The 16,022-nt window shown below is 62.9% G+C and carries 16 protein-coding genes and 1 riboswitch; of the genes, 7 read left to right on the top strand and 9 right to left on the bottom strand.

Annotated elements, in window-relative coordinates:
• Window positions 1-6: 6 nt before the first annotated feature.
• From ACR0IR_RS11380 to dnaK, 8 genes are all read right to left on the bottom strand, one after another.
• Window positions 7-969, bottom strand: a complete 963-nt coding sequence (locus ACR0IR_RS11380; protein ID WP_170363990.1) for a ThiF family adenylyltransferase — start codon at window positions 967-969, stop codon at window positions 7-9.
• Window positions 966-1,562, bottom strand: a complete 597-nt coding sequence (locus ACR0IR_RS11375) for a thiamine phosphate synthase (protein ID WP_170363989.1) — start codon at window positions 1,560-1,562, stop codon at window positions 966-968. Before ACR0IR_RS11375 ends, ACR0IR_RS11380 begins: the two co-directional genes overlap by 4 nt.
• Window positions 1,559-2,329 carry a thiazole synthase gene (locus ACR0IR_RS11370; RefSeq protein ID WP_170363988.1) on the bottom strand — a complete coding sequence of 257 codons (771 nt, stop codon included), beginning with the start codon at window positions 2,327-2,329 and terminating at the stop codon, window positions 1,559-1,561. Before ACR0IR_RS11370 ends, ACR0IR_RS11375 begins: the two co-directional genes overlap by 4 nt.
• Window positions 2,330-2,331: 2 nt before the next feature.
• Window positions 2,332-2,526, bottom strand: coding sequence for a sulfur carrier protein ThiS (gene thiS, locus ACR0IR_RS11365; protein WP_170363987.1), 195 nt, complete (start codon window positions 2,524-2,526; stop codon window positions 2,332-2,334).
• Entirely contained in the window at window positions 2,510-3,487 is a 978-nt protein-coding gene (locus tag ACR0IR_RS11360; protein ID WP_170364391.1) for an FAD-dependent oxidoreductase, read from the bottom strand. The genes thiS and ACR0IR_RS11360 overlap by 17 nt, the downstream gene beginning before the upstream one ends.
• Window positions 3,484-4,287 (bottom strand): bifunctional hydroxymethylpyrimidine kinase/phosphomethylpyrimidine kinase, encoded by an 804-nt coding sequence (thiD, locus tag ACR0IR_RS11355; RefSeq protein WP_170363986.1) that lies wholly within the window; start codon window positions 4,285-4,287, stop codon window positions 3,484-3,486. The genes ACR0IR_RS11360 and thiD overlap by 4 nt, the downstream gene beginning before the upstream one ends.
• A 46-nt stretch (window positions 4,288-4,333) precedes the next feature.
• Window positions 4,334-4,436: riboswitch (TPP riboswitch) on the bottom strand.
• 126 nt (window positions 4,437-4,562) lie between these two features.
• Window positions 4,563-5,705 (bottom strand): molecular chaperone DnaJ, encoded by a 1,143-nt coding sequence (gene dnaJ, locus ACR0IR_RS11350; RefSeq protein ID WP_170363985.1) that lies wholly within the window; start codon window positions 5,703-5,705, stop codon window positions 4,563-4,565.
• A 74-nt stretch (window positions 5,706-5,779) separates the two neighbouring features.
• Window positions 5,780-7,687 carry a molecular chaperone DnaK gene (dnaK, locus tag ACR0IR_RS11345; protein WP_170363984.1) on the bottom strand — a complete coding sequence of 636 codons (1,908 nt, stop codon included), beginning with the start codon at window positions 7,685-7,687 and terminating at the stop codon, window positions 5,780-5,782.
• Window positions 7,688-7,900: 213 nt separating this feature from the next.
• Between dnaK and ACR0IR_RS11340 the strand changes: the two genes are divergently transcribed.
• Window positions 7,901-8,503 (top strand): alpha-ketoglutarate-dependent dioxygenase AlkB family protein, encoded by a 603-nt coding sequence (locus tag ACR0IR_RS11340; protein WP_170363983.1) that lies wholly within the window; start codon window positions 7,901-7,903, stop codon window positions 8,501-8,503.
• Here the strand turns inward: ACR0IR_RS11340 and ACR0IR_RS11335 are convergent.
• Window positions 8,500-9,321, bottom strand: a complete 822-nt coding sequence (locus ACR0IR_RS11335) for an ABC transporter permease (protein WP_170363982.1) — start codon at window positions 9,319-9,321, stop codon at window positions 8,500-8,502. The two genes, ACR0IR_RS11340 and ACR0IR_RS11335, sit on opposite strands and share 4 nt — an antisense overlap.
• A 122-nt stretch (window positions 9,322-9,443) precedes the next feature.
• Between ACR0IR_RS11335 and cysQ the strand changes: the two genes are divergently transcribed.
• The 6 genes from cysQ to ACR0IR_RS11305 all read left to right on the top strand — a co-directional run bounded on the left by cysQ (window position 9,444) and on the right by ACR0IR_RS11305 (window position 16,021).
• Window positions 9,444-10,241 carry a 3'(2'),5'-bisphosphate nucleotidase CysQ gene (cysQ, locus tag ACR0IR_RS11330; protein WP_170363981.1) on the top strand — a complete coding sequence of 266 codons (798 nt, stop codon included), beginning with the start codon at window positions 9,444-9,446 and terminating at the stop codon, window positions 10,239-10,241.
• Window positions 10,241-11,041 carry a 3-deoxy-manno-octulosonate cytidylyltransferase family protein gene (locus tag ACR0IR_RS11325; RefSeq protein ID WP_170363980.1) on the top strand — a complete coding sequence of 267 codons (801 nt, stop codon included), beginning with the start codon at window positions 10,241-10,243 and terminating at the stop codon, window positions 11,039-11,041. Before cysQ ends, ACR0IR_RS11325 begins: the two co-directional genes overlap by 1 nt.
• 73 nt (window positions 11,042-11,114) lie before the next feature.
• Complete coding sequence (gene galE / locus ACR0IR_RS11320; RefSeq protein ID WP_170363979.1) at window positions 11,115-12,098, top strand: UDP-glucose 4-epimerase GalE; 984 nt, start codon at window positions 11,115-11,117, stop codon at window positions 12,096-12,098.
• A 7-nt stretch (window positions 12,099-12,105) separates the two neighbouring features.
• On the top strand, window positions 12,106-13,149 hold the full coding sequence (locus ACR0IR_RS11315; protein ID WP_170363978.1) for a glycosyltransferase family 2 protein: 1,044 nt from the start codon (window positions 12,106-12,108) through the stop codon (window positions 13,147-13,149).
• Between the two features lie 185 nt (window positions 13,150-13,334).
• Window positions 13,335-14,321 carry a glycosyltransferase family 2 protein gene (locus tag ACR0IR_RS11310; RefSeq protein WP_170363977.1) on the top strand — a complete coding sequence of 329 codons (987 nt, stop codon included), beginning with the start codon at window positions 13,335-13,337 and terminating at the stop codon, window positions 14,319-14,321.
• Complete coding sequence (locus ACR0IR_RS11305; protein ID WP_170363976.1) at window positions 14,318-16,021, top strand: DUF5927 domain-containing protein; 1,704 nt, start codon at window positions 14,318-14,320, stop codon at window positions 16,019-16,021. The genes ACR0IR_RS11310 and ACR0IR_RS11305 overlap by 4 nt, the downstream gene beginning before the upstream one ends.
• Window position 16,022 lies beyond the last annotated feature (1 nt).

Raw genomic sequence — 16,022 nt, 5'->3', positions numbered from 1 at the left:
TTTGCTTCACGACGTTGCGGCGGCGACCAGAACGATCCGGCCGGGCCAATGGGGGCAGAGTTCCTCGGCCGCGCGCCAGGCGCGCAGCCCGGTGGCACAGCAGAGGGCCAGAGTTTTGCCCTTGTTAGGATCTGTTTTCAGCGCCTCGACCGTCAGGCGGCGAGCGTTGGGGTGGATCGGCCGGGGGGTCTCATCGACGCTGCGCAGATCGACGATCAGATCGTCCGGGGTCAACTGCGAAGGGGCGACAAAGGGGAAATGGCCGTCCGGTTCCGGCGCGGTGTCAAAGCGGAATCCGCTGCTGGTGCAACTGCGCCCTTCCACCTGCACCATCAGGCCCAGCGGCGAGGGATCGAGGCCCAGGATCACGCCCAGCGCCATCTGCGCCTGCATCGCGCCGATCATCGCCACGACCGGGCCCAGAACGCCTGCAGTGGCGCAGCTGGCCCCGCTGTCGGGCGCGTCGGGAAACACCGCGCGCAGAGACGGCGCGCCGCCGCAGAACCCGCCGACATACCCCGACAGGCCCAGGACCGAGGCGCTGATCAGCGGCTTGCCCTGCGCCAGGCAGGTATCCGACAACGTATAGCTGGCCGCGTAGCTGTCGGCGCAGTCCAGAACCAGGTCGGACTCGGCCACCAGATCGGCGGCATTTGCCGGTGTTAGAGCCTGTTTATTGGCCGCTACGGTGATCTCACTGTTCAGCGCCCGGCAGCGTTCGGCGGCCACTTCGGCCTTGGGGCGGCCGCAATCGGCCTCACCGAACAACGTCTGGCGGTGCAGGTTCGACGGGTCCACCGTATCGGGATCGACGATGGTCAGATGCCCCACCCCGGCCCCGGCCAGCAGCGGCAGCGCGGGCGCGGCCAGCCCACCGGCGCCCACGACCAGAACCCGCGCGCGGGCAAGGCGGTTCTGCCCCGCGGCCCCGACCTCGGGCAGGATCATCTGGCGGGCGTAACGGCTCATCGCGTGACCTCGATCCACCGACGCACCCGCGCTTCGGGGTCAGGGTTCAGGGTGATGTCGGTCACGACCGAGACGATGTCGGCCCCGGCCTGAAACACACCCGGCGCTCGCTCGACGCTCATGCCGCCGATGCCGACCAGGGGGATGTCGCCCAAGCGCCGTTTCCACTCGGTCACGCGCGGCAGGCCCTGTTGGTGCCATTTCATCTTTTTCAGGATGGTCGGATAGACCGGCCCCAGGGCCACATAGTCCGGATCCATCGACAGCACGCGTTCAAGCTCGTCATCGTCATGGGTGGACACGCCCAGTTTCAGCCCGGCCTTGCGGATGGCGGGCAGGTCGGCGTCGTCCAGATCCTCCTGCCCCAGATGAATCCAGTCACATCCCGCGTCGATGGCCGCCTGCCAATAGTCGTTCACCACCAGCACCGCGCCGTGGTCCCGGCACAGGGCCAGCGCGGTGGCAATTTCCGCGCGCACCACGGCGTCAGGCTGATCCTTGATGCGCAGCTGCACCAGTTTCACGCCCAGGGGCAGCATCCGCCGCAACCAATCACTGTGATCGAAGATCGGATAGAAACGGTCGAGCGTCATGACAGAAAGGCCTTTCCGATCACGGGGGTCGAGGGTTCGGCCATGTCGCGCGGCTCGATCGGGTCTGCCTGATGCGCCAGTTGCCCGGCCTGCACCGCCAACGCCATGGCCTGCGCCATCGCCACCGGGTCGCCCGCGCGGGCAACGGCGGTGTTCAGAAGCACCGCGTCATAGCCCAGCTCCATCGCGTGGGCGGCATGGCTGGGCAGGCCGATGCCCGCATCCACCACCAGCGGCACGTCCGGAAACTCGGCCCGCATCGCGCGCAGGGCGTATTCGTTGTTCAAACCCCGCCCCGACCCGATCGGCGCGCCCCAGGGCATCAGCACCTGGCACCCGGCCGCCAGCAGACGTTCGGCCACGATCAGGTCTTCGGTGGTGTAGGGGAACACCTGGAACCCTTCGTCGGTCAGAATGCGCGCGGCTTCGACCAGTTGGAACACGTCAGGTTGCAGGCTGTCGGTGTGGCCGATCAGTTCCAGCTTGATCCATAGCGTGTCGAAGACCTCGCGTGCCATATGGGCGGTGGTGACGGCCTCTTTGACCGTGTGACAGCCGGCGGTGTTGGGCAGGATCAGCACGCCCAGATCGCGGATCATCGACCAGAAGGCCTGACCCGCCCCGCCGGCACCCTCGCGCCGCAGCGAGACGGTGGCGACACCCGCGCCGCTGGCCCGGAAGGCCTGTTCCAGGATCGCCGGGCTGGGATATTGCGCGGTGCCCAGCATCAGCGGGTTGGGCAATTCGGTGCCGTAAAACGTCTTCATCTTCAGCCCCCCTGCATCGGTGCGACGACCTCGACCCGGTCGCCCTCGGCCAGTTTGTGCGTGATGCGCAGGCTGGAGGGCACGAATCCCTCGTTCACCGCGGTGGCGACGCGGCCGGAAAAGCCGCACTCCGTCAGCAATTCCGAAAGGGTTTCGGCGTTTACCTCGCGCGGCTCGCCGTTAAGCACGATCTTCATCGACCATCTCCGAATGTGTGTTTTCCAGCGCCAGATCGGCCACGCCCCGGGCCAGCGCCGGGGCCAGCAGGTAGCCGTGGCGATACAACCCGTTGGCATAGATCGTCCGCCCCAGCCGGCGGATCCGCGGCAGGTTGTCGGGAAAGGCCGGGCGCAGATCGACCCCGATTTCCAGCACCTCGGCCTCGCCGAAGGCCGGGTTCAGCGCATAGGCCGCGCTGAGCAGTTCCAGCATCGAGCGCGCGGTGATCCGGCTGCTGTCCTCGGATTCGATCATCGTGGCGCCCAGCATGTAGATGCCCTCGCCCCGCGGTACGACATAGAGCGGCATCCGGGGATGCAACAGCCGCACGGGCCGGGTCAGCGTCACGTCGGGGCAGCGGATCACCAGCATTTCCCCCTTCACGCCGCGCAGGTCGTGCAGGATGTCGCGTGCGTGCAAGCCCCGGCAATCGATGGCGTTGTCCAGCCGCGACGGGGCCAGCTTGCGGTGGAATTCGACCCCTTTGTCCTGCAGGCCGCGATAGAGGTCCTGCAATGCCCGGCGAGGGTCCAGATGGGCCTCGTCGGCGAAGAACAGGCCTTGGGAAATCCCGTGCAGATCAGGCTCTAATTTGGCGATTTTCGCTTGATCGACCTGCGTGAATCCCTCGGTCCGGCGGGCAAAGCGGCGCAGGTCGGGCAGGTCGCGCGTGTTGGCCACGACCAGCGTTCCCTGCCGCGCGACCGGGGTGCGGGCCGCCCACCAGTCGATCGCCTGCTGCCCCAGCCTCAGCACCGGTTCCTCGGCATTTTCATATTCGCACCACGGCGCCAGCATGCCGCCGGCCCACCAGGAACACCCATGCGGACCGGGCGGCCCGCCCGGATCGAACACCTGTACCTGCGCGCCCCGCGCCACCAGTTCCGAGGCCACGGCCAAGCCGGCGACGCCGGCACCTATGACCGACCAGACCGTCACGCCGGCCATACCCGGTGGAAATGATGCACCGGCCCGTGGCCCGAGCCGACCTGCAGCTCGTCCGCGCGGGTGATCGCGCCTTGCAGGTAGTCATGCGCCTGCGCCATCGCATCGACCAGAGGCAGCCCCTTGGCCAGACCGGCCGCGACGGCCGAGGACAGGGTGCATCCGGTGCCGTGGGTGTTGCGCGTGTCCTGACGGGGCGCGGTAAATTCACCGATGACGCCGTTCTGATCGATCAGCAGATCATGGCAGGTATCGCCCTTGCCGTGTCCGCCTTTCATCAGGACGGCCCCAGCCCCCAGGGTGCAAAGATCATGGCCCTGCGCGACCATCTCCTCGGGCGTTTCGGCGACCAGCCGGTCCAGCAGACAGGCGGCCTCGGGCAGGTTCGGGGTCAGGACGGTGGCGCGGGGCAGCAGCACTTCGCGCAGGGTCTGCACGGCCTCGCGCGCCAGCAGGGCATCGCCCGATTTGGCAATCATCACCGGGTCCAGCACGATGGGGCCTGCAAAGCCGGACAGGCCGTCAGCGACGGTCTGGATGATCTCGGGCGTGGCCAGCATGCCGATCTTGACCGCCCGCACGTCCAGATCGGACAGAACCGCGTCGATCTGCGCGGCAATCACGTCCAGCGGAATACCATGCACGGCGGTGACCGCCTGCGTGTTCTGCGCCGTGACGGCGGTGATGACACTGGCACCGAACACACCCAGCGCCGACATCGCCTTGAGATCGGCCTGAATACCGGCCCCTCCGCCGCTGTCGGATCCTGCGATGGTCAAAGCGATATGCGCCATGTCGCTCCCTTCTTGCATGTGGGGCAACGCGGGCATGGAAAACGTCTGAGTGTTTTAGACCGTTCCCTCCGCCGGTATTGCCCGGATCAGGTTCGATGGGTTGGCTCGCGCCTCTCAGCCCCGGTTCCGGGGCACCCCAACGGTTGGCGCGGACATTCTCAAGGCTGAGGCCGAGAATCAAGGGCCAATTCCGCGCAGTTTCGGGCCAATCTGGACTTAGAAAACAAAAAAGCCGGCGATGATACGCCGGCCTTTCGGGGTCTGGAACGCTGGGATCAGCTTTGCATCCTTTCCCAGAAGGATTTAACGGACGAGAAAAAGCTTTTCGATTCCGGGTGGTTGTCCTCTCCCAGATCGTCGAACTCCTGCAGCAGCTCTTTTTGCCGCGCGGTCAGGTTGACCGGAGTCTCGACCGCAAGCTCGATGAACATGTCACCGATACCGCCGCCCCGCAGCGCAGGCATACCCTTGCCGCGCAGGCGCATCTGCCGGCCCGACTGGCTGCCGGCCGGAATCTGCACCCGGCCGCGGCCACCGTCGATGGTGGGCACTTCGATCGAGCCGCCCAGCGCTGCCTTCGCCATGCTGACAGGCACGCGGCAATACAGGTTCGGGCCGTCCCGCTCGAACAGTTTGTGCGGAGTCACCTCGACAAAGATGTAGAGATCGCCCGGAGGACCGCCGCGCATTCCGGCCTCGCCCTCGCCCGCCAAACGGATACGGGTGCCAGTTTCGACGCCCGCCGGAATGTTGACCGACAGCGCGCGTTCCTTCTCGACCCGGCCCGAGCCATGGCAGGATTTGCAGGGGTTCTTGATGATTTGTCCCAGACCAGCACAGGTCGGGCAGCTGCGCTCGACAGTGAAAAAGCCCTGTTGTGCGCGTACCTTGCCCATGCCGGAACAGGTCGGGCAGGTGGTTGGTTCAACTCCGCCCTCGGCGCCGGTGCCCTCGCAGGACGAGCAGGCCACGGCTGTCGGGACGTTGATGGTTTTCTGCAGGCCGGAATAGGCCTCTTCCAGCGAAACCCTCAGGTTGTAGCGAAGGTCCGAACCGCGAGCAGCCCGGCGTCCGCCGCCGCCACGCTGTCCACCCATGAAATCGCCGAACAGGTCATCGAACACATCGGAAAACGCGCTGGAGAAATCGCCCGATCCAAAGCCGCCACCACGCTGGCCTCCGCCCATGCCATTCTCGAACGCAGCATGGCCGAACCGGTCATAGGCGGCCTTTTTGTCAGCGTCGCGCAGAACGTCATAGGCCTCGTTGGCCTCTTTGAACTGGGCCTCGGCGTCCGGGTTGTCCTTGTTGCGATCGGGGTGCAGCTCTTTTGCCTTCCGGCGAAAAGCTTTCTTGATCTCATCCGCCGAAGCACCCTTGGACACGCCGAGCACTTCGTAGTAGTCGCGTTTTGACATCGGTATTTCCTTCTGCCTCAACGTAAACGGGCCGGCCCGGCATCCGGACCGGCCCGAATTGGCCCGGTTACCCGTTAGTTGCGCTTGTCATCGTCCAGGTCTTCGAACTCGGCATCGACGATGTCGTCATCGCCGGGACCCGCATCCGTGGCTGCCGGTTCGTCGCTGGCCTCTTCGGACTGCGCCTTGTAGATCGCCTCGCCCAGTTTCATGGCCGCTTCGGTCACGTTCTGGATGCCGGCCTTGATCTTGTCGGCATTGTCCGACTCGACCTCGTCCTTGAGGGCCGCCAGCGCCAGTTCGATGGCCTCGATGGTCGACGGATCGACCTTGTCGCCATGCTCCTCGATCGATTTCTCGGTCGCGTGGATCAGGCTTTCGGCCTGGTTCTTGGCTTCGACCAGCTCCTTGCGCTTGCGGTCGGCTTCGGCGTTTTCCTCGGCGTCCTTGACCATCTTTTCGATGTCTTCTTCCGACAGTCCGCCCGAGGCCTGGATCGTGATCTTCTGTTCCTTGCCGGTGCCTTTGTCCTTGGCCGAAACCGAAACAATGCCGTTGGCGTCGATGTCGAAGGTCACCTCGATCTGAGGCATGCCGCGCGGGGCCGGCGGGATGTCTTCAAGGTTGAACTGGCCCAGGATCTTGTTGTCCGCAGCCATTTCACGCTCACCCTGGAACACCCGGATGGTCACGGCGTTCTGGTTGTCCTCGGCGGTCGAGAAGACCTGGGACTTCTTGGTCGGGATCGTGGTGTTGCGGTCGATCAGGCGGGTGAACACGCCGCCCAGAGTTTCGATGCCCAGCGACAGCGGGGTCACGTCCAGCAGAACCACGTCCTTGACGTCGCCTTGCAGAACACCGGCCTGGATCGCAGCACCCATGGCCACGACTTCGTCCGGGTTCACGCCTTTGTGCGGCTCTTTGCCGAAGAACTTGGTCACCTCTTCGATGACTTTCGGCATCCGGGTCATACCACCAACCAGAACAACCTCATCCACGTCGCTGGCCGAGATGCCGGCGTCTTTCAGAGCGGCCTGGCAGGGCTTCAGCGACTTCTTGATCAGGTCGCCGACCAGCGATTCCAGCTTGGCACGGGTCAGCTTCATGACCATGTGCAGCGGCTGACCGTTCGCGCCCATCGAGATGAACGGCTGGTTGATCTCGGTCTGGGTGGTCGAGCTAAGCTCGATCTTGGCCTTCTCTGCGGCTTCCTTCAGACGCTGCAGCGCCATCTTGTCCTGGCTCAGGTCGACACCGTGTTCCTTTTTGAACTCGTCGGCCAAGTAGTTGACGATGCGCATGTCAAAGTCTTCACCACCCAAGAAGGTGTCACCGTTGGTCGACTTGACCTCGAACAGGCCGTCGTCGATTTCCAGAATGGTCACGTCGAAGGTACCACCGCCAAGGTCATAGACCGCGATGGTCTGGCTGTCCTGCTTGTCCAGGCCATAGGCCAGCGCGGCGGCAGTCGGTTCGTTGATGATCCGCAGCACTTCCAGACCGGCGATCTTGCCTGCGTCCTTGGTGGCCTGACGCTGAGCGTCGTTGAAATAGGCCGGAACGGTGATCACGGCCTGCGTGACTTCTTCACCCAGATAGCTTTCAGCGGTTTCTTTCATCTTGCCGAGGATGAAGGCCGAGATCTGGCTTGGGGAGTATTTCTGCCCGCGGGCCTCGACCCAAGCGTCGCCGTTGCCGCCATCGACGATGGCGTAAGGCACCATTTTCTTGTCCTTCTGGACTTCTGCGTCATCCACACGACGCCCGATCAGGCGCTTGACGCCAAAAATCGTGTTGTCGGGGTTGGTGACCGCCTGGCGTTTCGCCGGCTGCCCGACCAGTCGCTCGTCTTCGGTGAAGGCGACGATCGAGGGCGTGGTCCGCGCCCCTTCCGCGTTTTCGATGACCTTCGGCTGCGCGCCGTCCATGATGGCTACGCACGAGTTGGTGGTCCCGAGGTCAATCCCGATTACTTTTCCCATTTTTCGATCCCTTTCTTTTCAAGGCGATGTCCCGAGGCCGGAACCCGTTACGGCATCCCTGCCCCGATCTGCTGGGCGCGACGGGTCTACACCATCGCGCGTCCCGGCGTATATAAGGGCGAGGCCTGAGGCCTGCAAGCGTTGTGAAATGCAGGTTTTCGGGAATCTTGGGCCTTTTTTGGCAAGGATTTCGAAAGGAATGAGGTTTCTGTCATGACGCGCCTGAATTTACGGGGGTTCGACATCCGAAAAGGCCATCTGGACGGCGCTGCTCAGCGGCAGATCATCGAGCTACTGCGGCCGATTCTGAAAGCCGCTCCGCTGTTTCATCCCAGCACCACTTCGGGGCGCAAAATGTCGGTTCGCATGACGTCTGCGGGAACGTTGGGCTGGGTGTCGGACGGGGGCGGATACCGTTACCAGGACGCGCACCCCAAGGGCATGGCGTGGCCTGCCATTCCGGACCCGATCCTGTCGATCTGGCGCGACCTTGCCGGAACCGATCGAGATCCCGATTGCTGTCTGATCAACTACTACGGCGAAGGCGCAAAGATGGGAATGCACCAGGACAAGGACGAGGCCGATTTCTCGTGGCCGGTCCTGTCGGTTTCGTTGGGCGATGACGCCTTGTTCCGGATCGGCAACACGACCCGCGGCGGCAAGACCGAGTCCGTCTGGCTGAGTTCCGGCGACGTGGTCGTCATGGGCGGTCCCGCCCGGTTGGCCTATCACGGCATCGACCGGATCCGGTTCGGGTCATCGCGCCTGCTGCCCAAAGGAGGCCGGATCAACCTGACGCTGCGCGTGGCAACCTAACGGCGGGCATCCCAGCTTTTCGAGATGTGCTTGCGGGTAAAGAACTCTCCCAGCAACCCGATCATCATCAGGGCGATACCGACCCAAAGCGCATATTCCCAGCTGGAGTTGCGCGGAAAGTAGTTGCGAAACACGAAACCGCGGCACTGATCGATCACGTGAAACAACGGGTTCCAGGCGAACATGGCCAGCATCCATCCGCCCAGCGCATTGCCCACGAACATCTTGCCCGAGAAGATCATGTTCATCCGGCGATAGACATTGCTGAGTATGGTGGAGGTCTGCGGCAGCCACGGCTTGAGCGCCATAAAGACCAGACCGACCGCGCAGCCGGTGTACCACGCAAGGATCAGCATCGCGAACGCGCCGCCCGGGTCCTGCATCTCGATCGGATTGACCGCGACGCTGTAGACGAACAGGATCACCAGGATGGACACGACCTGCGTGTACAAGGTCCCGAAGGCGGCGGCCAAAAGCAGAACCATCATGTTCATCGGCGAATGCAGCATCATGGGGTTGTTGGTGCCTCCAAGCCCCGCGATCGCACCGACGGACTTGATGTGCGTCATGAAAAGAAAGATGCCGGACAGGATGTACAGGATGAACTCACCCCGGATCTTGGCCACCCGTCCGCCCAGAAACGACATGATGAAATAGAACACGGTCGCCATCAAAACGACCTGGACGATGTTCATCATGATGGCGATTACGGCGTTGGAATGCTGCGAGCGGATGTTGCGGACCACGGCATGAAACACCAGTTCCGCAAGGTTGAATGCCCCACCCACAAGGCTGCTGCTTCGCTTGTAATAGAACACTCGAACGCTCTTTCCCGGTTTTGTTCCGCCAGCGTGGCACGAATTCCTTGCCGTTCCGTATCCGGCACAGCATAAGTTCGTCAGGTTTTCGGATCAACAAACCATGGAAACGGAGCATTTTTGTGACCTATGACGACCTCATCCCCGTGATCAGACGCCTGGCCCTCGAAGCGGGCGACAAGATCATGGAGATCTACGATGCCGATGATTTTGACGTGAAGGTCAAATCCGATTCCAGCCCCGTGACCGAAGCCGACGAAGCCGCCGATGCGCTGATCTCAGCCGGGCTGCGCGCCGCCTTCCCCGACATCCTGCTGGTGACCGAGGAACAGGCCGCATCGCACAGCCAGCAGGGCGACACCTTTCTGATCGTCGATCCGCTGGACGGCACCAAGGAATTCATCAACCGACGTGGCGATTTCACCGTGAACATCGCGCTGGTCGAAAACGGCGTGCCCACCCGCGGCGTGGTCTATGCCCCGGCCCGCGGGCGCATGTTCTATACCCTGGCCGATGGCCGCTCGGCCGAGGAAACCGGCGCCCTGGACAAGGACAAACCGGGCGAAGTGACCCCGATTTCAGTCTCTGATCCTGACAATTCGGCGCTTTTGGTGGTGGCTTCGAAATCGCATCGCGACCAGGCTACGGATGACTACATCAACAAATACCAGGTCAAAGACAGCAAGTCGGCGGGCTCCTCGCTGAAATTCTGCCTTGTGGCCACGGGCGAGGCCGACCTCTACCCGCGTGTCGGCCGCACGATGGAGTGGGACACTGCCGCAGGCCACGCGGTTCTGGCCGGTGCCGGGGGCCATGTGGTGCGTTTCGACGACCACACGCCGCTGACCTACGGCAAGGAGGGCTATGCCAACCCGTTCTTCATTGCCTATGCCCCCGGCGTCGAACTCAAGGAGGCCTGATGTCGGTTCTGATCGCGATCCCCGCCCGCTATGCCTCGACCCGCTATCCGGGCAAACCGCTGGTGCCGCTGACCGGCGCAACGGGAAAGCCCATGACCCTGATCGAAAGGTCCTGGCGCGCGGCCATGTCGGTCTCAGACGTCGACCGGGTGGTGGTGGCCACCGATGACGACCGCATCCGCGCCGCGGCCCAGGGCTTTGGCGCCGAGGTGGTGATGACCTCGGAAAGCTGCGCCAACGGCACGGAACGCTGCGCCGAGGCGCATGACAGGCTGGGCGGCGGGTACGAGATCGTGGTCAACCTGCAGGGCGACGCCCCCCTGACCCCGCATTGGTTCATCGAGGATCTGGTCAATGGCCTGCGCGCCGCGCCCGAGGCCGGCGTGGCCACGCCGGTGCTGCGGTGCGACGGCGAGGCGCTGAACGGGCTGCTGAACGACCGCAGGCATGGCCGGGTGGGCGGCACCACCGCCGTTTTCGCGTCCGATCACAGCGCGCTCTATTTCTCGAAGGAAGTGATCCCCTTCACCGCCGAAACCTATGCCGGGTCGGATCCGACGCCGGTGTTCCACCATGTGGGCGTCTATGCCTACCGCCCCGACGCGCTGGCCGCCTATCCGGGCTGGCCGGTCGGGCCGCTGGAACGGCTCGAGGGGCTGGAACAGCTGCGGTTCATGGAAAACGGGCGCAAGGTTCTGTGTGTCGAGGTCGAGGCAAAAGGCCGCCAGTTCTGGGAGTTGAACAATCCGCAGGACGTGGCCAAGATCGAAAGCATGATGGCTGCGATGGGGTTGGAATAGGCGCAAATTCCCCGTTCCGCGCGGGCAGCCTGGCAGCTACCCCATGACGGGCAGACATTCGGCAGGACCACGGATGACCAACATACTTGTGACCGGCGGCGCCGGATATATCGGATCCCATGCCTGCAAGGCGCTGGCGAAGGCGGGCTATGTGCCCGTGACCTATGACAACCTTGTCACCGGCTGGCAGGATGCTGTGAAATTCGGCCCGTTCGAACAGGGCGATCTGCTGGACCGCGCGCGGCTGGATCAGGTCTTTGCCAAGTACCAACCGGCGGCGGTGATGCATTTCGCCGCGCTCAGCCAGGTCGGCGAAGCCATGAGCGAGCCGGGCCGGTACTGGCACAACAACGTCACCGGCTCGCTGAACCTGATCGAGGCGGCCGTGGCCGCCGGTTGCATGGATTTCGTGTTTTCGTCCACCTGCGCGACCTATGGCGACCACGACAACGTGGTGCTGGACGAAACCACGCCGCAACACCCGCTGAACGCTTATGGCGCCTCGAAACGCGCGATCGAGGACATCCTGCGCGATTTCGAACAGGCGCACGGGCTGAACCACGTGATCTTTCGCTATTTCAACGTGGCCGGTGCCGACCCTGACGGCGACGTGGGCGAGTTTCACCGCCCTGAGACGCATCTGGTTCCGCTGTTGTTGGACGCGATCGACGGGAAGCGCGACGCGCTGACTGTCTTTGGCACCGATTACGAGACGCCCGACGGCACCTGCATCCGCGACTATGTTCATGTCTGCGACCTGGTTGATGCGCATGTGCTGGGTCTGCGCTGGCTGGAACAGGGCAAGGGCAGCCGGGTGTTCAATTTGGGCACCGGCACCGGGTTTTCGGTCAAAGAGGTTATCGCGCAGTCGCACAGCGTGACCAATCGCGAGGTGCCCTTCATCACCGGCCCGCGCCGGGCGGGCGACTGCACCAAGCTGGTGTCAGGCTCGACCCGGGCCGAGGCCGAACTGGGCTGGCGGCCCAAACGGTCGCGGCTGGAAGTGATGATCGCCGATGCCTGGCGCTGGCATCAGAATGGCCACTACGAAAAGTGATCGTGCCATGGCCGCCGCACACCACCATGACGAAAACGCACCGGGCTGGGTGCGCAGATACCGCCTGCGCCTGAAACGCAAGCGCCTGTTGTGGCGGTCCTTCCGCAGCCGCCACGCGCTGACGCCGGTTTCGGACAAGACCCGTCTGATCGCGCCCACCGACATTCTGGCCTTTACCACCCTGCGCAACGAGATCGAGCGCCTTCCCTGGTTTCTGCGCCACTATCGCCGGCTGGGGGTCGATCATTTCTTGATGGTCGACAACGGCAGCGATGACGGTTCGACCACCTATCTGCTGAACCAGCCGGACGTGTCGCTGTGGCAAACGCAGGCCAGCTATCGCGAGGCGCGGTTCGGGCTGGACTGGCTGACCTGGTTGCAGATGCGCTATGGCCATGGCCACTGGACCCTGATGGTGGATGCGGACGAACTGCTGATCTATGCCTATCACGACAGCCGCGGCCTGCGCGATCTGACGGGATGGCTGGACCAAATCGGACAGCCGGCCTTTGGCGCGCTGATGCTTGATCTATACCCGAAAGGCCCGTTGGGCACGGCGCCCCATGACCCCGAAACCGACCCGACCGAAACTTTGAACTGGTTCGATCCCGGCCCTTACAGGGCGCGCCGGCAAGAGCCGCTGGGAAACCTGTGGGTGCAAGGCGGCGTTCGCGAACGCGCCTTCTTTGCCGATTCCCCGGACCGGTCTCCAACCCTGAACAAGACTCCGTTGGTGAAGTGGGACCGTCGCTACGCTTTCGTGAACTCCTGTCATTCAGCCCTGCCCCGACACCTGAATTTTGCCTATGACGGGCCTTCCGGGCAAACCCCCTCGGGCGTCCTGTTGCACACGAAATTCCTGCCGCAAGTCGTCGAGAAGTCGCGCATCGAAAAACAAAGGCGCCAGCATTTTCATGATCCCGACCAATTCGGGCCATACTATGATGGCATCATTGCCGGGCCCGACCTTTGGACTCCACAATCAGAACGGTATTCAGGCTGGGCGCATCTGCAAAGCCTTGGACTGCTGTCAGCGGGCGGGTGGACGTGAACGGGGAATCCTGTGCCCCAAAAACCCATGCTTGGCTAACGGCTTTTAAATACATTGCTTCGCAAGGTGCGAAAATGTCATAAAACGTTAGTGTCCGGCTCCCGTCTGACCAAATGCGGACCCCGGACATGCTCGCGTATTACAAGAAGGTTGGGCAGCGCGTGAGCCTTTTGGATTCTTACCGGATGAGATTGCGGCGCAAGCGCCGTCTTGTGCGCTGCATCCGCCGAAGACGCGATCTGCGCACCGTCCGCAACAACACCCGGCAGATCCGGTCCGGTGATGTTCTGCTGATGAGCGTCGTGCGCAACGAAAAGATCCGCCTGCCCTATTTTCTGGACTTTTACCGCAAGCTGGGCGTTCGGCATTTCCTGTTCGTCGACAATGACAGCACGGATGGCACGCTGGACTATCTCAAGGCGCAGCCCGATGTCTCGGTCTGGTATACGAATGCCAGCTATCGCCGTTCGACATTCGGGATCGACTGGTCCAACTACTTGCTGCGGAAATACGCCCATGGACACTGGGTCCTGACCGTAGATCCGGACGAGTTCCTGATCTATCCGTTCTGCGACACACGTCCCATTGACGCGCTGACCGACTGGCTGGACGGCACCGGGGTGCGCAGTTTCGGGACGATGCTGCTGGACATGTATCCCGAGGGGCCGATTCAGGACGCCACCTATCACGAGGGGCAGGACCCGTTCGAGATTGCCGCATGGTTCGACTCGGGCAACTACATGATCACCAAGAACCCGGCCTATGGAAACCTGTGGATTCAGGGCGGGCCACGGGCAAGGGTTTTCTTTCAGGACAAGCCCGCGAAAGCGCCCGCGCTGAACAAGATCCCTCTGGTCAAGTGGGATCGGCGCTATGTCTATGTCAGCTCGACCCATGCGCTGCTGCCGCGCGGCCTGAACCAGGTCTATGACGAGTGGGGCGGCGAGAAAACCAGCGGCGCGTTGCTGCATGCCAAGCTGATCAACACGCTGGGTGACAAAGCCCGCGAGGAACTGCAGCGCGGTGAACACTACCGCGCGTCCGGCGAATACAGGGCCTATGTCGACCAGTTGGAGAGCAAACCGGTTTTCTGGTGCAAATGGTCCGAGAAATACATCAATTGGCGCCAACTTGAGATTCTGGGTCTGATGTCCAAAGGGAACTGGGCATGAGCGGGACCCTGGGCATCGTGATGCTGGTCCACACTGCGCTGGAACGGGCTGAGCAGGTTGCCCGGCACTGGACCGCGGCGGGTTGTCCGGTGGTCATCCACGTCGACCGCAAGGTCGACCCGGCCGTGTTCAAAGACTTTGTCGCGGCCTGCGGGGATGATCCGCTGATCCTGTTCTGCGACCGCCAGATCTGCGAGTGGGGCGGCTGGGGCATCGTTGCCGCTTCGCAATCGGCCGCGACGCTGATGCTGGAGCGCTTTCCCGACATACGCCATGTCTTTCTGTCATCCGGCTCTTGCCTGCCATTGCGCCCGGTTCAGGACCTGATCGATTACCTGAGCGACCGGCCCCGCGTGGATTTCATTGAAAGCGCCACCACCGCCGATGTCAGCTGGACCGTGGGCGGGCTGGACCTTGAACGCTTTACCCTGAGGTTTCCCTTCTCGTGGCGCAAACACCGCAAGCTGTTTGACCGCTTCGTCAAGCTTCAGCGCGCGGTCGGATATCGACGGACAATCCCCAACGGGCTGATCCCGCATATGGGCAGCCAGTGGTGGTGCCTGACGAGGCAGACCCTGACCGCGATCCTGCAAGACCCCAAGCGAGAGGTCTATGATCGATATTTCCGGCATGTCTGGATCCCCGACGAAAGCTATTTCCAGACGCTGGCGCGGCTCTATTCCACCCAGATCGAAAGCCGATCGCTGACCCTGTCGAAGTTCGACTATCAGGGCCGCCCGCACATCTTCTATGACGATCACCTGCAGTTGCTGCGCCGATCCGATTGTTTCGTCGCCCGCAAGATCTGGCCGCGCGCCGACCGGCTGTATCGGGCTTTTCTGAACGATCGGTCCCTCGCCGGAAAACCCGCCGAGCCCAATCCCGGCAAGATCGACCGCGTTTTCTCCAAAGCGGTCGAGCGTCGTACCCGCGGCCGCGACGGCCTGTACATGCAAAGCCGTTTTCCCCGCCATGGCAGCGAAAATGGCCTGACCGCGTTTCCTTACTCCGTGTTTCAGGGTTTTTCCGAGTTGTTTGAGGACTTTGAAAGCTGGCTGGGCAATGCGTCAGGCGCCCGCGTCCATGGGCATCTTTTCAACCCCAAGCGCGCCGAATTCGCCGAAGGAGAGACCATCCTGAACGGGTCCCTCAGCGACAACGCCATTTTGCGCGACTACAATCCGACGGCGTTTCTGTCGAACCTGATCTGGAACACTCGGGGCGAACGCCAGTGTTTTCAATTCGGCCCCGCTGACACCCAGAAGATCAATTGGTTTCTGGCGAGAGACAAGAACGCACAGGTCTGCGTGGTCACCGGGGCCTGGGCTGTTCCGCTGTTTCGGTCGAACATGAATTTCGCCGACATCCGCGCCGAAGCGGCCCGCCTGCAAAAGATCGAGACCGAACAGCTTGAGGTGCTGGATTCCGTGTGGACCAAAGCGCGCGTGCATGTTTGGTCAATGGCCGAATTCGTCGAATCTCCGATGGAACACCTGCAAACCGTTCTTGAAGAGATGGGCGCGACGCAGCCCAGCCATCTGATCGAGGCGCCGACGATGGTTGATCTGGCGGGGTTTGGAAAGTTCCTGCAAAACCTCAAGAACCAGGGAATGCACCCTCACCTGATGGGCGACTTTCCTGCCGACGATGTATTCGGCAATCAGACCCGCCCGTATCGCAAGCCCTACCTGGTGCAATGAC

Source organism: Ruegeria sp. CF2 (genome assembly GCF_056537385.1).
This window is presented reverse-complemented; position numbering and strand designations above follow the sequence as displayed.